This window comes from Micromonospora sp. Utrum1 (assembly GCF_057197805.1).
On record NZ_CM170071.1, the window covers coordinates 3,553,050 to 3,570,070 of the forward strand.

15 protein-coding genes are annotated in these 17,021 nt (G+C 69.2%); 13 read left to right on the plus strand and 2 right to left on the minus strand.

Annotated elements, in window-relative coordinates; genetic code table 11:
* Position 1: 1 nt before the first annotated feature.
* The 4 genes from pcaB to AC0OLQ_RS16810 are packed head-to-tail and all read left to right on the plus strand — an operon-like array spanning position 2 to position 3,259.
* On the plus strand, positions 2-1,315 hold the full coding sequence (pcaB, locus tag AC0OLQ_RS16795; protein WP_484532117.1) for a 3-carboxy-cis,cis-muconate cycloisomerase: 1,314 nt from the start codon (positions 2-4) through the stop codon (positions 1,313-1,315).
* Positions 1,315-2,085, plus strand: a complete 771-nt coding sequence (pcaD, locus tag AC0OLQ_RS16800) for a 3-oxoadipate enol-lactonase (protein ID WP_484532118.1) — start codon at positions 1,315-1,317, stop codon at positions 2,083-2,085. Before pcaB ends, pcaD begins: the two co-directional genes overlap by 1 nt.
* Complete coding sequence (pcaC, locus tag AC0OLQ_RS16805; protein WP_484532119.1) at positions 2,082-2,477, plus strand: 4-carboxymuconolactone decarboxylase; 396 nt, start codon at positions 2,082-2,084, stop codon at positions 2,475-2,477. The genes pcaD and pcaC overlap by 4 nt, the downstream gene beginning before the upstream one ends.
* The gene (locus tag AC0OLQ_RS16810; RefSeq protein ID WP_484532120.1) at positions 2,474-3,259 is read left to right on the plus strand and encodes an IclR family transcriptional regulator; all 786 of its coding nucleotides are present in this window, start codon (positions 2,474-2,476) and stop codon (positions 3,257-3,259) included. The genes pcaC and AC0OLQ_RS16810 overlap by 4 nt, the downstream gene beginning before the upstream one ends.
* 371 nt (positions 3,260-3,630) lie before the next feature.
* Here AC0OLQ_RS16810 and AC0OLQ_RS16815 read toward each other — a convergent pair whose 3' ends face one another.
* Positions 3,631-4,389: a FadR/GntR family transcriptional regulator gene (locus AC0OLQ_RS16815; protein ID WP_484532121.1), complete on the minus strand. Its 759-nt coding sequence runs from the start codon at positions 4,387-4,389 to the stop codon at positions 3,631-3,633.
* 712 nt (positions 4,390-5,101) lie between these two features.
* Positions 5,102-6,538: an MFS transporter gene (locus tag AC0OLQ_RS16820; RefSeq protein ID WP_484532122.1), complete on the minus strand. Its 1,437-nt coding sequence runs from the start codon at positions 6,536-6,538 to the stop codon at positions 5,102-5,104.
* A gap of 233 nt (positions 6,539-6,771) precedes the next feature.
* Here AC0OLQ_RS16820 and AC0OLQ_RS16825 point away from each other — a divergent pair, with 233 nt between their 5' ends.
* The 9 genes from AC0OLQ_RS16825 (at position 6,772) to AC0OLQ_RS16865 (ending at position 16,999) form a co-directional block, all read left to right on the plus strand.
* Positions 6,772-7,539, plus strand: coding sequence for an aspartate racemase/maleate isomerase family protein (locus AC0OLQ_RS16825; protein WP_484532123.1), 768 nt, complete (start codon positions 6,772-6,774; stop codon positions 7,537-7,539).
* Positions 7,540-7,581: 42 nt separating this feature from the next.
* Positions 7,582-8,967 carry an MmgE/PrpD family protein gene (locus tag AC0OLQ_RS16830; RefSeq protein ID WP_484532124.1) on the plus strand — a complete coding sequence of 462 codons (1,386 nt, stop codon included), beginning with the start codon at positions 7,582-7,584 and terminating at the stop codon, positions 8,965-8,967.
* Positions 8,968-8,971: 4 nt separating this feature from the next.
* A complete protein-coding gene (locus AC0OLQ_RS16835; protein ID WP_484532125.1) occupies positions 8,972-9,697 on the plus strand; it encodes an aspartate/glutamate racemase family protein in 726 nt (241 codons plus the stop codon).
* Between the two features lie 93 nt (positions 9,698-9,790).
* Positions 9,791-10,906 (plus strand): mandelate racemase/muconate lactonizing enzyme family protein, encoded by a 1,116-nt coding sequence (locus tag AC0OLQ_RS16840; protein WP_484532126.1) that lies wholly within the window; start codon positions 9,791-9,793, stop codon positions 10,904-10,906.
* Between the two features lie 13 nt (positions 10,907-10,919).
* Entirely contained in the window at positions 10,920-12,005 is a 1,086-nt protein-coding gene (locus tag AC0OLQ_RS16845; protein WP_484532127.1) for an ABC transporter substrate-binding protein, read from the plus strand.
* A gap of 83 nt (positions 12,006-12,088) precedes the next feature.
* Complete coding sequence (locus tag AC0OLQ_RS16850; protein WP_484532128.1) at positions 12,089-13,903, plus strand: ABC transporter permease; 1,815 nt, start codon at positions 12,089-12,091, stop codon at positions 13,901-13,903.
* Positions 13,904-13,992: 89 nt separating this feature from the next.
* Positions 13,993-15,348, plus strand: a complete 1,356-nt coding sequence (locus tag AC0OLQ_RS16855) for an MmgE/PrpD family protein (protein WP_484532129.1) — start codon at positions 13,993-13,995, stop codon at positions 15,346-15,348.
* Between the two features lie 94 nt (positions 15,349-15,442).
* The gene (locus AC0OLQ_RS16860; protein ID WP_484532130.1) at positions 15,443-15,652 is read left to right on the plus strand and encodes a hypothetical protein; all 210 of its coding nucleotides are present in this window, start codon (positions 15,443-15,445) and stop codon (positions 15,650-15,652) included.
* A 216-nt stretch (positions 15,653-15,868) separates the two neighbouring features.
* Positions 15,869-16,999 carry a thiolase family protein gene (locus tag AC0OLQ_RS16865; protein ID WP_484532131.1) on the plus strand — a complete coding sequence of 377 codons (1,131 nt, stop codon included), beginning with the start codon at positions 15,869-15,871 and terminating at the stop codon, positions 16,997-16,999.
* Positions 17,000-17,021: the final 22 nt, after the last annotated feature.

Here is a 17,021-nt window from a genome sequence, read left to right on the forward strand (position 1 = left end):
GATGCTCGGCGGCCTCTCCGGTGATCCCGCCGTCGACGCTGAACTCACCGACCGGGCGCTGCTCCAGGCGATGCTCGACGCGGAGGCGGCGCTCGTTGGCGCCGCCGCTGACCGCGACGTGGCACCACGGTCGGCGGCCGAGGCGATCGCCGCGCAGTGCCGCGCCGACCTGTACGACCCCGCGGCGCTCGGTCGCGCGGCCGAGGACGCCGGCAACCCGGTCGTCCCACTGGTCCGCGCGCTAACCGCGGCGGTGCCCGAGGACGCCCGGGCCTGGGTGCACCTCGGGGCGACCAGCCAGGACGTGCTCGACACCGCGCTCGTCTTGGTGGCGGTGCGCGCGACCGGGCCGTTGCTGGGCCACCTCGATGCGGCCGCCGGGGCGGCGGCGCGGCTCGCCGAGGCGCACCGCGACACCGTCATGGTCGGCCGCACGCTCGGGCAGCAGGCGGCGCCGACCACGTTCGGGCTCAAGGCCGCGGGTTGGCTGGTCGGGCTGGTCGAGACGCGTATGCGGCTGCGACTGGTCCGGGCGGCGTTGCCGGCGCAGCTCGGCGGCCCGGTCGGCACGCTCGCCGCGCTGGGACCGGCCGGACCGGCGGTGGCGGAGCGGTATGCCGATCGCTTGGGCCTCGCCACGAGTCCGCTGCCCTGGCACACCCGCCGCCAACCCGTGCTCGACCTGGCCGCCACCCTCGGCGGGCTGCTCGCCGCCACCGGCAAGGTCGCGCTCGACGTCGGGCTGCTCGCCCAGACGGAGGTCGGCGAGGTCGCCGAGGGCGGTGCCGGTCGGGGCGGTTCGTCGGCCATGCCGCACAAGCGCAACCCGGTCGACTCGGTTCTGGTCACGTCAGCCGCACGGCGCGCGCCCGGCCTGGTTGCCACCGTGTTCGCCGCCGCCACGCAGGAGCTCGAGCGAGCCGCCGGCGCCTGGCACGCCGAGTGGGAACCGCTGCTTGACCTGCTGCACCTGGCCGGTGGCGCGGCCGCCCGGACCGCCCGGATGCTGGGCGGCCTCGAAGTCCGCCCGGACCGGATGTGCGCGAACCTCGACGCCACTGGGGGTCTCGTGCTGGCCGAGGCGGTCGCCGCGCGGCTGGCCCGCGCGCTCGGCCGCAGCGGCGCGCACGACGCCGTCGCCCGAGCCGCCCGACGGCCGCCGTTCCGGGATGCGCTGCGCGCCGATCCGGACGTGCGTGCCCACCTGAGCGAGCCCGAGATCGGTGCGACACTCGACCCGCACGGCTGGCTCGGGTCGGCGGGGCTTTTCGTCGACCGGGCGCTGGCCGCGTACCGGACGGGGGCGTCGTTGTGATGTCCCGACTGCACGCCACCGTGGACGGTTCAGCCGACGCGCCCGTGCTGCTGCTCGGCGGCTCCCTCGGCACGACCGGCGCTATGTGGGAGCCTCAGCTGGCGGCCCTCGCCGCCCATTTCCGGGTGATCCGGTACGACCACCTCGGCCACGGCCGCTCCGCGGTGCCGCCCGGTCCGTACACCATTGGGCTGCTCGGTCGGGAGGTGCTGGCCCTGCTCGACGACCTCGATGTGCGGCGCGTGCACTACGCCGGGCTCTCCCTCGGCGGCATGGTCGGGATGTGGCTCGCCGCGCACGCCCCCGAGCGGGTGGACGGGCTGGCGCTGCTCTGCACGTCGGCGTCGCTGGGCCCGCCCGAGCGTTGGCGGCAGCGGGCGGCGACGGTGCGCGTCCATGGTCTGGAGGCGATCGCCGACGCCGTGGTGTCCCGCTGGTTCACCCCGGCCTTCGCGGATTCCCGGCCGGAGGTGGTCGCCGAGCACCGGGCCATGCTGACGGCTACGCCTGCTGTCGGTTACGCCGCGTGCTGCGAGGTTATCGCCGCGATGGACCTCCGTCGCGACCTGGGCAGGTTGTGGTCGCCGCCGCTGGTCATCGCGGGCGCGGACGACCCTGCCACCCCCGTGGAGCACGCCGCCCGGATAGTCGCGCGGATCGCGGGAGCGCGGCTCGTCGTGGTCGACCACGCGGCGCACCTGGCCAACGTTGAGCAGCCGGAGCAGGTCGGAAAGCTGCTCCTGGAACACTTCGATCAGGAGACGCGGTGACGGGTGAGCCGAGCAACGATCGCGAGCGCCACGACGCTGGCATGGCGGTACGCCGGCAGGTGCTGGGCGACGCGCACGTCGACCGGGCGGTCGATGGCACGGACGAATTCACGGCGGACTTCCAGGACTTCATCACCCGGTACGCCTGGGGTGAAATCTGGACGCGGCCCGGCCTGGACCCGCGGACCCGCAGTTGCGTGAGCCTGGCGATCCTCGCCACCCTGCATCACGACGAGGAGTTGGCGGTGCACGTGCGCGCTGCGTTGCGCAACGGGCTGACCCCGCAGGAAGTTGGTGAGGTGCTGCTCCAGGTGGGCGTCTATGCTGGCGTACCGGCGGCGAACCGGGCGTTTAAGGTTGCCCAACAGACCCTCCGACAGGAGGCCGGGTGACCGAGGACGCGGCGCGGGCTCCGGAGTTCGTTCAGTCGCTGGAGCGCGGACTTGCGGTGATCCGGGCGTTTGACTCCGAGCATCCGCAGCTCACACTCAGCGAGGTGGCCCGGGCGACCGGGCTGACCCGGGCCGCCGTGCGCCGGTTCCTGCTCACGCTGGTCGAGCTCGGCTACATGCGTACGGACGGTCGGCTCTTCTCGCTGCGGCCGCGGATCCTCGAACTCGGTTACGCCTACCTGTCGAGCCTGAGCCTGCCGGAGGTCGCGCAACCGCACATGGAGACGCTGGTCGTGCAGGTCCACGAGTCCTGCTCGGCGTCGGTGCTGGACGGCGACGAGGTGGTCTACGTCGCCCGCGTACCCACGAAACGGATTATGACGGTGGGGATAAGCGTCGGTACCCGCTTCCCGGCCTACGCCACCTCGATGGGACGGGTGCTGCTTGCTGCGCAGCCTGCCGGATGGCTGGACGACTACCTCGCCAAGGCCGAGCTGAAGCCGCTGACCCGGCGCACCATCACCGATTCGATGAAGCTGCGGGCCGTCCTCACCAAGATCGCCTCGCAGGGGTACGCGATCGTCGACCAGGAGCTGGAGGAGGGGCTACGGTCGGTGGCCGCACCGATCCACGGCGAGAACGGTTCGGTGATCGCGGCGGTCAACGTCTCGGCACACGCCAGCCGCGGGTCCTCTGAGGTGATCCGCAAGGAGCTGCTGCCGCCGCTGCTGGCGGCCGCGAAGCGGATCGAGGAGGACCTGCGGGGCGGACTGAGCCGGTAAGACCTCGGGTCGCCCCGGCGAAGGACGCCCCCCAGGGCCGCCTGCGTCGACCGGCTGGGTCGGATGGATCATCGGCTCGAGTCCGTGGCGGGCTCGATGCCTCCGTCACGGTTCGGGGGCACCTCGATCGCTGCCACCTCGGGCGCACGCATCGTCCGTTCACGATGAAAGTCGTCGTGATCACCGTCCCGAGGGCACGGCCAGCCTGTGCTTTCCGGGAGGACGATGACGCGGTCAAGGATGGATACGAGACGCCCCACAGACCAACCTTTAAGACGCATGTGCTGCCTCCTGATCGGGACTGGCAACGGCACCACCTTCATAGATGATCGTCGGGCGGCGCGTCAACGGGCAGCGGGCAACTCCGTCCGTCAGGCTTGCGCGGCCTGGGAGGGCTCACTGACCCTGTCGGCGGTGCGTTGCAGATGCTCGCGCATGATCGACCGGGCCCACTCGGCGTCGCGGGCGGCGATCGCGTCGACGAACGCGCTGTGCTCCTCGGAGCCGCGGTGACCCATGAGCGGCTCCACCACCTGTGCCTTCAGCAGTGACATGAGCAACGGGCCGTGGAACGACTGCACGAGCATCTCGATGGCCGGGTTGTGCGTGCACGCCGCCACCCGGATGTGGAAATCGGCCGACATGGACATGACGTACTCACCACGGTCGAGGGCTGCCTGTTGGCTGCGAACCATGTCGCGTAGTGCCGCGATGTCCTCCTCCGTGGCGCGTTCGACGACCAGCGAAACGATGCCGAGTTCGAAGACCTGTCGTGCCTCGGTGACCTGGGCCGCGGTGAGCGGGGAGAGGTGGAGCAGGTCGGCGAGACCCGCGCCGATCTGCTGGGACGTCGGCGACGTCACGAACGCGCCGCCGCGCGCGCCGACGCGGATGTCGATCAGACCGCCGGCCTCCAGGATGCGAAGCGCCTCTCGCACAGTCACTCGGCTGACCCCGAACCGCTCGCACAGCTCTCGCTCACTGGGCAGCCGGTCCCCGGGCTTTAACCGGCCCTGCCGCAGCAGCAGCTTCACCTGATCGACGATGGCCTGCGACACGCGGTTGAGCGACACTGCCTTGAACATGTCGACCTCGCCGGTGCCGGCATGCTCGGTCTTTCCGGATGTCATGAGGCTCGTCCCTCGCATTCGATGGCCGTCTGTTCCTCGGTCCTAGGGCCTGACGGAAATAATGTCATACCACTCACCAACCTCTGCGACCGCTCGTGTATGCCTCGCTACCCGATACCCGTTGTGGGCGACTTTCGCCCGCCCGGTACGTGGCCCGGATCCGGTGGATCAGAGGCTTCCGCTGAAAGGCCAATGGTATGATGATTTGCACTCCGACGCCTGGTGGGGTGCCCCACGCTCCTCCTCCCGGGCGTGGTCGTGCCCGCCGTCGCAGATAGCCGGTTCTGGCGAGTGGTCGGAAGGCCGAGAGGAAGACGCGCAGACCGGTCCTGGGACGCCAATGGGTGAGATGTTTCGGCAGTACTGGATCCCGGCCCTTCTCGCCGAGGAACTGCCGGAGAACGACTGCCCGCGGGTACGCGTCTAGCTCCTCTTCGAGCATCTGTTCGCCTTCCGCGACAGCGACGCCGCTACGGCCTGATGGACGGGTTCTGTGCGCACCGCGGCTGTTCGTCGGCGCGCGCCGGAACGCCGAGGACGGCAACTACTACTGGAGCATCACGCCGTGGATCATGCCGAGCTTCACGATGGTCCCCCGTGTGGCGACCACCCGGTACATGGCCACTTCTGGGTCCCGATCGACGATGAGAACTGCTGGGTCTACACCCTCGCCTACCACCCGGTCCACGCGCTGAGCCCGGCGGAGCGAAGGCTAGGTTGAGCCGGGTTTAAGGGTCGACGCGGTTGGTTCCTCTGATGCGGACCTGCACGCCATCCGCCAGGAGAAGGCGTCCATCATGTCGTCGCGGCGGGCCAGCAGGAGGAGCACACCGCCGACCAGGGTGGCGAGACCGCCGAAGCCCAAGGCGTAGCGGGCGCCCAGCCACTGTCCGATGTAGCCGACCGCTGGCGCGCCGACGACGGTGGTGCCCTGCCAGCCGATCGACCACAGGGCCATGATCCGGCCGCGCATCTGCTCGATGGAGTCGGTCTGCAGCAGCGTCTTGGTGACCGAGTTGAACGTCACCGCGCCGGCACCGACGAGGCCAAGCAGCGGGTAGGCGATTGCGAGGTTGGGAGCGGCCGCAGCGGCCAGGATGACCACGCCCCACAGGGCCGCCGAGACTGCGACGGCCCAGATGTTGACTGTACGGCGGCGGGCGGAGAGCAGGCCGCCGAGGATCGAGCCGGCGGCGAGGCTGGTGAACGCCCAGCCGTAGGCGCGGGAGTCACCCTGGAACGTCGTCGAGGTGAACAGCGGCAGGGTGACCTGGAACTCCCACGTGAAGGCACCGCTGACGGCGACCAGGATCAGTGGCGTGCGAAGGTGCGGCGTGCGCCGGACGTAGTTGAGTCCGGCCCGGATCTGCCGCTTCGCCCGGATCTCGGGCGCTGACACGATCAGCTCGGACACCCGTAGCAGGTGCAGGCCCGTGATGACGGCGATGTAGGTGGCCGCGTTGATGAGAAAGCACGCACCGACACCGAACGTGGCGATCAGCAGGCCGGCCGCTCCGGGGCCGATCACCCGGGCCGCGTTGACGAGGATCGAGTTGAGGGCGATGGCGTTGGCCAGGCGGTCCCGACCGACCAGCGTGTTGATGATCGTCTGCCGGGTGGGAGTGTCCACGATGTCGACGACGCCGACGGCCAGGATCAGCGCGGTCAGCGACCAGACCGCAATGGTATGGGTGAGGGTCAGCACCCCGAGCGCGGCCGCGATCAGAAGTTCGGCGGCGGCGGTGATCTGCAGCAGGCGTCGCTTGTCCCAGCGGTCGGCGGCGAGCCCGCCCCAGGCTCCGAGCAATAGCAGCGGAGCGTACCGGCAGGCCGTGATGAGCCCCAACGCGCCGCCGCTGTGGGTCAGGTTGAGTACGAGCCAGCCCACGGCGACGTTCTGCATCCAGTTTCCGGCGACGGAGATGCTCTGCCCCGCCATGAACACCCGGAAGTTGCGTACCCGCAACGACAAGAACATGCCGGAGCGCGTCCGCCGCAGCGGTTGGTCAGTCACGCGAGCGGGAGGCGGGGTCGGGTCATCGGCATGCGCCTCCAGGTCTCGTCTCATGGAGGAAGTTACCCGAGGGCAAATGGTAGTACTATTTGTAGGCCAAGCCAAATAGCCGTGCGTACTGGCCACGGCGAGCACGCCTGGTCGAATTGTCGGAAATCCCGGAGAAGTGCGAACAATACCTTCTACCCGAGTCCCGCCGTAGGGCTTCTGACCGCGGGTGCCCGCCGCAGCGCTCGTGCGTGCGCCCGCCGAGCCGGTGATTCCGTACGGTCCCACTGCTCCGCGACCTGTTTACCTGATGGTCAGTCCGTTATACAGTTCTACCTCGCGGGGCAGACTCACGTCGGCTGAGTGCGCTGGAGGTACCGATGGCCCAACGTGTGGGCGCTGAGTTCGGCTGGCGGGCGCTGGTGGGATGGATCCACTCGTACGGCATGCTCCACTCGACCCCGCTCGATCTCTACCGGATCGTTCCCGACGGCTACGGCTTCCTGTTCACGACGCTCGGCAAGAAGGACCAGTCGGCCGAGGAGACCGACGCGGCGCTCGGGCGGCTGCTGGAGACCGCGCAGCTGCTCGCGGCCAACGGGGCAGAGTTCTTCTGTATCAACAGTTCCCCGATGGTCACGCATGGCGGCCCCGGGGCGGACCTGCGTCTGATCGCGTCCATCCGCGAGGCCACCGGCCGTCCGGGCACCACCACGACCACGGCGGCCATGCGAGCCATGCGGGCCATGGGGATCACGAAGATCGCCATGTGCAGTCCGTACCAGGCGCGCAATGCCAAGCTCATTGCCTTCCTGGAGGCGAACGGTTTCGAGGTCGTCGGTTCCTACGGCATGACGGAGGAGCTGACCCGCATCCACCGCCTGCCGGGCGAGGTCGCGTACCGCGTCGGGCGCGACGCGTTCCGCGCCGCGCCCGGCGCCCAGGCCCTGTACATGGCTGGCGGCCGGCTGCGCGCCATCGACGTGATCGAGGAGCTGGAGACGGACTTGAAGGTCCCAGTCATCGCCAGCACCCCGGCCATCGTCTGGGAGGTGCTGCACTACTTCGGCACCACCACACCGATCGACGGCTTCGGGCGCCTGCTGTCCGAGTTCCCGGCGCTCGCCGAGGGGGACCGCCAGTCCTGACGCCGCACCGGCCACCCGCGACCAACCGTAGAGGAGCATTCATTGCCATCGGTTCTCGAACGACTGGCGGACATCGTTGCCGGCGTCTCGCCCGAGCAACTGCCCGACGAGGTTGTGCACGAGGCCGGCCGGCGGCTGCTCGACGCCATCGGATGCATGCTCGGCGGGTCGGCGGCCGGACCCGTGCGGGCCGCCTTCGACGCGGTGGGTACGGCGACCGGTCCGGCCACCCTGGTCGGCGACGGCCGCCGCGCCTCCGTCGCCGACGCCGCGCTCGCCAATAGTACGGCTCTGCGGTTCCTGGACTATATGGACGGCCATCCCGGGCCGTACCCGTGCCACCCGTCGCTGCTCGTCCCGGCCGTGCTGGCGGCGGCCGAGTCCCACCGGACCGGCGGCCGCCAGCTCGCCCTCGCGATAGCGTTGGGCTACGAGGTCGACATCCGGATGCAGCTCGGTTCCGGCGACCCCGACATCACCGCACATGGGTGGAGCGGAAGCACAAACCTCGCCGTGGCGGTGCCGTCAGCGGTGGCGGGGATCTTCGGACTGGCCCGCGACGAGCTCGTCCACGCCCTGGCCATCGCCACCGTCCACGGACCCACGCTCGATGCGAGCGGCCGGGGCCAGATGGCGCCGAGCAAGTCATGTGTGGACGGCATGGTGGCGCAGTCGGCGGTCACGGCAACCCTCCTCGCTCGACACGGCATGCGTGGCAAGGTGACGGCGTTCGAAGGCGAGGACGGTTTCCTCAACGGCGTCGCCGGGCGGTTCGACGAGGAGGTACTTCTCGGGCCGATCGACCACTTCCGGATTCTCGACGCCTACACCAAGCAGTACAACGCGGTGAAATGCGCGCAGTCGGCGGTCGATTCCGTGGTCCTGTTGCGCGAGAGTGTGGCCGGCCGGTGGGACGAGGTGGACCGGATCACGCTGCGGCTCGCCGAACGCGACTGGCGTAACCAGTCGGACGACGTGGAGGCCCGCCGCCGACCGGGCAACCGCGACACGGCCAACCACAGCGTCGTCTACTGCCTCGCCGCGGCGGCCATCGACGGACAGCTGCAGGCCGAGCAGTTCGGCCCAGACCGGCTCGCCGATCCCCGCATCCACGCGCTCATCGATCGTACGGTCATCGCGCCGGACCCGAAACTCACCTCGTACTGGCCGAAGGCGAACCCGGCCTCCGTGGAGATCCGCCTGCGCTCCGGCGAGACGTTCACGCACACGACCATCTACTTTCCCGGTCATCCGCGCAATCCCATCAGCGACGAGGAACTCGAGGCGAAGTTCCGGTCGCTCGCGACGCCGGTGGTGGGCGCCGAGCGCGCCGGCACGATCGTCGAGCAGGTGCGGCGGCTGCCGGAGCTGACCGAGGTCGGGGGTCTGCTTGCCATGTTGTCACCGGGTTCTGGTGTGGAGGCTTGATTCGATGCGTGTGCTGCTGATTATGAACGGATCCCGGGCCCGGTACGCGGGCGGCGCGGACGAGGCACGGTTGCGCGTGTGGCAGCCGTACTGCGCGCCGGGAACTCAGCTCGAGATCGGGTATCTGCCCGATGAGGACAGCAGCGGCGGAGTCGCGCGCAACTACGAGTTCGGCACGGCCGACGCGGCGACCAAGCAGGCAGTGCTGTACCCCGACCGCTGTGCGCAGGCCGCGCAGGAGGGGTACGACGCGGTCATCATGCACTGCTGCTCGGATCCCGGGCTGGAACGGGCCCGCGCCCGGGTCTCGATTCCGGTGATCGGGCCGGGCGAGGCGACGTTGCGGGCCGGCGCGATGCTCGGCCGCGCGATCGGGATGACGGTGCCCAGCGACAAGTCGGTGAAGCACCATCGCGAACAGGTCACCGAGCTCGGGCTCGACGACCGGCTACTCGGCATCGAACCGATCAACCGTCCGATCGGCGCGTACGCCCGACAGGATCCGCGGGCGATGACCGATGCGCTGGTCGCGGCGGCGCAGCGGCTGGTCGACCGTGGTGCCGATGTCATCTGCCCGACCGGCCTCGCGTTCATCCCGGTCCGGGTCGCGGCGGCCGAGGTCGCCCGTCGGGTCGGAGTTCCGGTGTTGGATCCGGCTCTGCTCGCCGTACGCGCGACGGAGACACTGGTCGCTTCGGTAGCCGCGGCCCGGACTCCTCCGCTCGGCTGACACCCAAGCGCCATCCGGTTCTCCCGCGCGAGACACTCTTGACCCCTTGTGATAATGGTCATACGGTTATACCTAACTCACCGAGCATTCAATGTGGCCAGGGAGGCGATCGTGCGGATCGACGCAGTACGCGTCCTGGCTCGGACGATGCAGCGGGTGGACCCGCAATGGCGCACGTCGTCGTACAAGGCTTCAGAAGTGGGCGGTGTGTACTTCGCGGTCGAGGCCGGAGGCCAGGTCGGCGTCGGCGCCTCCGCGGCCCATCCGCGCCGGCTCACCATCGAGGAACTGACCAACCAGCTCAACGACGTCGCCGCTACCTTGATCCACCAGCCGCTCGAGCAGGCCCGGCGCATCCTCGGCGGCCGGCCGTTGGCCGGGCGCGCGTCCATCGCAGTCGACCTCGCCCTGCACGACCTCGTCGGGCGGCTCGCCGGGTTGCCGGCCGAGACGTTGTGGGGCGGGCCGGTCCGTGACCGGATCAACCTCGTCCGGATGGTCGGCATCAAGGAACCGGAACTCCTCGTCGACGCCGTACGTCCGCTGTACGACACCGGCGTACGGGCCTTCAAGCTCAAGGTGGGCGACGGGGTCGAGCGCGACATCGACCGCGTACGCCGGGTCCGCCAGGAGTTCGGCGAGTCGTTGACGCTGATGATTGACGCGAACGGCGCGTACGACCGCGAGAACGCGCTGGCGCTCTGCCAGGGCCTCGGCGAGCTGGACGTCCATTGCGTCGAACAACCGCTGCCGTACCGCGACTTGGCGGGGATGACTGAACTGCGGGCCAAGTCTCCCGTCCGGCTCATGGCCGACCAGATGGTCGAGAGCGCGGACGACGTGGTGCGGGTCGCCCACGCCGGCGGCGCCGACATCGTGTCTTTGAAGCTCACCAAGATGGGCAGCGTCGACGAGTGTGTTCGCGTCGCCCATGTCTGTGCCGCCACGGGGCTCGGCGTCCACCTCGGTGGCTGCGCCGCGCCCGGGATCGTCGACAGCGCGTTGACCCGTCTCGCGTTGTCGACCCCCGATATCGACATCTTCGCCGAGGTCGGCGAATCGTCAGCACTGGTCGATGACCAGGCGCTCGGAGTTGTCTACACCGGCGAGTACGCCACCAGCGACGGAAACCCAGGGCTCGGCGGCATCCCACCGGTCCTCCGATCAGCCCCCGCGTGTGGTCGCGCCGCCGCCCTTACTCAGCACTGATTGGAGGAACTGAATGAGCAGTCCCGACAGCTCAAGACACACAACGAAGCGGCGGCGGCTCGCCGCGCTGCTGCCGGTCGCCGGTGTCTGCCTGTTGGTCACGGCGTGCGGCGGCTCGACGCCCGCGTCGACGACTTCTGCAGAGAACCTCAACGACAAGACCGTCGACCAACTCTACGAAGGAGCCAAGAAGGAAGGCACGCTCGTCCTCTACGCCGCCGACTCCGGCAAGGACCTCATTCCGGGCTTCGAGAAGCAGTACCCCGGAGTCAAGGTCCAGTACTTCCAGCAGCAGGGTGAGCAGTCGGCGGCGAAGGCGGCAGCCGAAGCCCGCGCCGGCGTATATAACGTCGACGTCATCGACACCGAGCAGAACACGAGCTACTCGCTGTCGCAGACGGGTATTCTCGCGAAGTACAGCCCGCCCGCGGGCGCCGATGTCGACGCCAAGTATAAGACCCCGTACTTCACCGGCTACCGGGTGCAGCTGAAGCCGATCGCGTACAACACCAAGCTGGTCGCGACGGCCGACGTACCCAAGAGCCTCGACGACCTGAGCGACCCGAAGTGGGCGAACAAGATCTGCGCCGAGCCCAGCGAGGTGTCGGTCTTCGCCGACATGGTGCAGGAGCTCGGCCAGGACCAGACCGAGCAGTACTGGAAGACGCTGACGTCGCACGGCCTGCGGTTTGTCAGCGGCCAGACCAACCTGGTCCAGTCCGTCCTGAGCGGCGACTGCCCGGTGGCCGTCTCGGCCAACCTGCACACCGTCGCCAAGAACGCCGCGAAGGGCGCGCCGATCGGTTGGGTGAAGACCGATCCGCTGTACGGCAACTACGGCGCCGTCAACGTCGCGGCCAAGGCCCCACACCCGTACGCGGCCCGGCTTTGGGCGAACTACGTGCTCTCGCCGGTGGGCCAGCAGGTCGTCATCGACGCCTACCGCGTGCCGTCGAACCACTCGTTGGCGCCGAAGGAGCCCGAGTTGGCGGACAACAAGTACAACGCCGTCGTGGCCGGCGACGAGGTGATGAAGAACTTTTCGAAGTACAACACCCTCTACTACACCACCACCGGTCGGCCCGTCACCGGCGGCTGATCCTCGGTCGCAACCGCGGGGTCGGGGGGGTCTCCCGGCTCCGCGGACCGGCATAAGCCAAGGGCGCGCGGTCTGGATTAGTCGTGCTCTTGATCCGCCGGGTTGCCGGCAATCGCGAAGGTTGGAGCACGATGATCGTGGGAACGACAACTGCAGAGGACCATGCTGAAACCATTTCGCCCGAAGTCGACGGCCGCCCGGACGGCGGTCCCGGCCGCCGGTTCCGACTCCCGGTGAAGTTCGACATCAGTTGGCTCGTGCCGCTGGCGATCGCGGTCCTGATCGGATACCTCACGGTCGTGCCGATCGCCATGATGATCCGCGACAGCCTCCGGGACGCGAACGGAGCGTTCGGGCTCGACAACTACAAGCTCATCCTCACCAGCCACACGTCCTGGTCCCTCATTGGACAGTCGGTGGTGTTCGCGCTCGGCGCGGCCCTGTTCGGTACCGCGGTCGGTGCCGTCCTGGCCTGGCTGGTCGAACGCACCAACGTTCCCGGCCGCCGCATCTTCTACGTTGCCGCCCTGGTGCCGCTCATCATCCCGGGATCGCTGTCGACGTTCGCCTGGGTGCTGCTGCTCAGCCCGAACGTCGGCTGGATCAACGTGGTCATCAAGAACATCACCGGCCTCGACAGGGGGCCGCTGAACGTGTACAGCATGCCGGGCATGATCTTCGTCGAGGGCCTGCACCTGAGCTCGTTGGCCTTCCTGCTCATCTCGGCCGCGCTGCGGTCGATGGATGCGTCGCTCGAGGAGGCGGCGTCGTCCTCGGGCGCCCGGGTACTGACCACGGCCCGCCGTATCACCATGCCGCTGTTGCTGCCGGCTCTGGCCTCGACCCTCCTGCTCGGCCTCGTGCGGGCCATCGAAGGGTTCGAGGTGCCGGCCATGCTGGGTCAGCCCGCGCACATCTACGTCCTCACCAGCCAGATCTACCTGGCACTCAACACGTTCCCCATCAACCTCGGTGTGGTCGGCACGTACTCGACCCTGCTGTTCATCGTCGCCGCGGTCGGCGTGATCTTCTACCTGCGACTGCTCGCCCGCGGCGGCTACAGCACGGTGACCGGCAAGGGATTCCGCCCGCGCGTCATCGACCTCGGCCGGTACCGGTACGTGGCGTTCGTCTTCGCTCTGTTCTACGTCGCGCTGCTGTGCCTCCTGCCGGCCGTGATCATGATCTGGTCGTCGTTCCTGCCTTTCTACGCGGCACCCAGCGGCGAGGCGATGCACCTGTTGACACTGTCGAACTACCGCACGTTGTTCTCCGACCCCATCGCGTTGCAGTCGGCGCGCAACAGCCTGATCCTCGGACTCGGCGCGGCGACCATCGTGGTCCTGCTGAGTGCGGTGTCGTCGTGGATCACCGCCCGTACCCGGATCAAGGGCCGGCAGCTGCTGGACGTGGCCGCGTTCCTGCCCATCGCGATTCCCGGGCTCGTGCTCGGCGTCGCGATGATCGACCTCTACGCGGCGTCGCCTCTGCACATCTACGGCACCATCTTCGTACTCATCATCGCCTTCGTGATCCGCTTCCTGCCGTACGGCATGCGTGCCAGCTCGGCCAGCATCGTGCAGCTCCACACCGAGCTGGAGGAGGCGGCCATGGTGTCCGGTGCCCGCTGGCTGCAGCGGTTCCGGCGGGTCGTCCTGCCGTTACTACGGCCCGGACTGTTCGCGGCCTGGATCTACGTCTTCATCGTCTCCACCCGCGAGATGTCCTCGGCCATCATCCTGTCCAGCCAACAGAACATCCCGTTGGCTGTCCTGATCTACAACCTCTACACGAACGGCAACTACACCGCCCTGTCCGCGCTCGGGGTCTGCATGATTCTCGGACTTTCCCTGCTGGTCGCCCTGTTCCAGCGACTCGGTGGCCGCCTGACGGCCTGACCAGCGACGGCATAGCCATGGCGACGGGCGGCCGTCACCTGGCGGACCAGTCAGGCGGCGGGCCACCGCCCACTCGGCAAAGGAGAAGCATGACTGACGCACCTGCCGCGACCCGACAGCTGGCCGAGTACGCGGCCACGGTCACCGCCGACGACATTCCGGTCGAGGTCATTGAGGCGGCCAAGCTGGTGGTGCTCGACACCGTGGGTGTGGCGATGGCCGCGGTCGACTTTCCCATCGGGCGGATCCTCACCGACTATGCCGCCGCGATGGGCGGCGCACCCACGGCCCGGGTGCTCGGTACCGACCTGGCGACGTCGCCCCAGCTCGCCGCTCAGATCAACGGCACGCTCGCCCACGGCCTCGACTACGACGACCACGGACACCTCAGCACGCACGTCCTGCCGGCGGCGCTGGCGGTAGGGGAGTCCCTGGGCTCGTCCGGCGCCGACCTTCTCACCGCGTACGTGGTCGGGCGCGAATGTGGGTACCGCCTGTCGTCCGTCATCGAGGCCAAACGCAAGCAGAAGCAGGGGCCGACCTACCGGGGCTGGTACCGCGTCGGCGTGGTCGGACCGGTGGCGGCCGCGGTCGCGGCGAGCCGGATGCTGGGACTCGACCCTGAACGGACGCGTTACGCCATCGGCATCGCGAGCTCCAGCTCGGGTGGGCTGCGCCGCAACCTCGGCACGATGACGAAGGCCCTGCACGCGGGCAACAGCGCGGCCGCCGGGGTCACCGCGGCGATGCTGGCCGCGCGTGGCTTCACCGCCGACGCGGAAGCCATCGAAGGCCCGCTGGGGCTCGTGAACGCGATCTGCCTGCCGGGCGAGGCCGAGTGGGTCCCGCTCGCCCGCCTCGGCGCGCCGTACGAGCTGTCGCAGAAGCTGGGGGTCAAGTACTTCCCGGCCTGCAGCCCGAGCCACAAGCCGTTGGCGGCGATGCTGCAGTTGCGCCGCGACCACGCCATCGACCCGGCCCGAGTGGCGTCGATCGAGGCGGATCTGCACGAGTTCTCGCTCCGGCGGCTCGATCCTGCTGAGGCGATCGCGACTGGGTACAGCCTGCCGTACCTGCTCGCCATCGCGTTGGTCGACGGCCGGGTCGGGCCCGACCAGGTGAACGGGGACCGGCTGCACGACCCGGTCGTCCGGCAGCTGATGGCGAAGGTCGTCGCCGATCCCGACGCGGCCCCGGCGGGTGCGCCGGAACGGGTGACGATCCGCCTTGACGACGGCACGGTGCTCACCGCCGAGTGCGGGTGCAAGCCGGACCTCAGCGAACCCGGAGAGATCGCCGCGAAGTTCGACGACTGCGCCGGGCGGCGGTTGGACCTGCACGGCGTCACGCAACTCAAGGAGGCCATCCTGGACCTGGGCGCGGTAGCCGACGTCCGGGACCTGACGGCCATGACAACAGGGAAGGCCGGGCCGGGTCCATGTTGATCATGGACCCGGCGGGCATCGACCTGTCCGGCGGGCGGCGGCAGCACCTGGTGCTGGCCCGCGCCCTGGTGACGGAACCGCCCCTGCTGCTGCGATGCAGGCCCGCGTCATGGCGGTGCACGGCTTCGTCTTCCTGGGCACAACGATCGGGATGCCCATCGCCGGGTGGATCTGCGACGTCGCCGGGCCACCTGCCGGCATGGCGACCGCCGCCGTCTCCGCGCTAGCGGTCGCGGCGCCGCTGCCCGGGCTGCGGCAGGTGCCTATCTCGGCTGTGGCACTGGACACGTCGCCCCTGCCCTAATAGGTTAATGGCCAAACCATTCACACGATCCGGATCCGGGGACGCGCAGCGCGGACGTCCTGCGCGCGACGGCGCACCGGCCCCGGCCCGAGGGCTGCTTCGCGTGGACGGTCCAGCATTCCGAGCCTCCAACTGAAGAATCCTGAGGAGAACTGAATGTCAACACGCAACAGGATCGCCGTGGTCGGATTGGCTGAGGTCCATCCGCCACAGGGGATGAGCCAGCGCATGATGGCGAGCGAGGCGACGCGCCTGGCCGTCGAGGATGCCGGTCTGAAGATCAGCGACATCGACGGTGCGATCGACCTGCGGCGCACCGGTGGCGGTGGCGACCGCGCCAGCTACAGCGACACCTTCACCCGGTTCCTCGGAATGCAGGCGCAGTTCTACTTCACGATCGGCCGTGGTGGCGCGCTCGCCGGCCTGGCGACGGCTGCCGCGACCGGCTTCCTGGACCGCGGCCTGGCCAACTACGTGGTCTGCGTCGGCGCCGTCGACGACTGGTCGAAGGCCGAGCAGACCAAGAAGCAGGGCCACCGCGGCATGCAGCACGCGGAGAAGGAGGGCTACTGGGGCAAGCCGCTCGGTGACCTCCGGGCCGCGAGCCACCACAGCTGGATGGCCGCCCGCCACATGGCCGAGTACGGCACCACCAGCGAGCAGCTCGGCGCGATCTCCGTCGCCCAGCGCGCGTGGGCCTGCCTCAACCCCGACGCCAAGATGTACGGCCGCCCGATCACCATCGAGGACCACCAGAACTCCCCGTGGGTCGTCGAGCCCTACCACCGCCTCGACTGCAGCCTGATCTCCGACGGCGCGATCGCGTTCATCCTCACCACCGAGGAGCGCGCCAAGGACCTCAAGCAGCAGCCGATCTGGGTCTCCGGTCAGGGCTTCGGTGAGATCGCCGCGTCGTACTGGTGGGAGAAGAAGAACCTCACCCACATGGCGGTCGCTCCGGCCAAGGAGAAGGCCTTCGCGCAGGCTGGCATCACCCTGGACGACATCGACGTCGCGCAGCTCTACGACTGCTTCACCGGCGAGGTGCTTCTCCAGCTGGAGGACTACGGCTGGGCGGAGAAGGGCCAGGGCGGCAAGTACGTCGAGTCCGGCGCCACCGCGCCCGGCGGCCGCGGCATCCCGGTGAACACCGGTGGCGGCCTGCTCTCGAACTGGCACCTCGGCGACCTCGTCGGCTACGCCGAGGCCGTCCAGCAGCTGCGCGGCACCGCGGGCGACCGCCAGGTCAAGGACGCCAAGGTCGCTCTGACCACGGGGCACGGCGGCGAGCTCGTCTCGCCGAGCATGTGCTCGATTCACACCAGCACGATCCTGACGGTGGACTGACATGACGAACGAAGGCGCAATC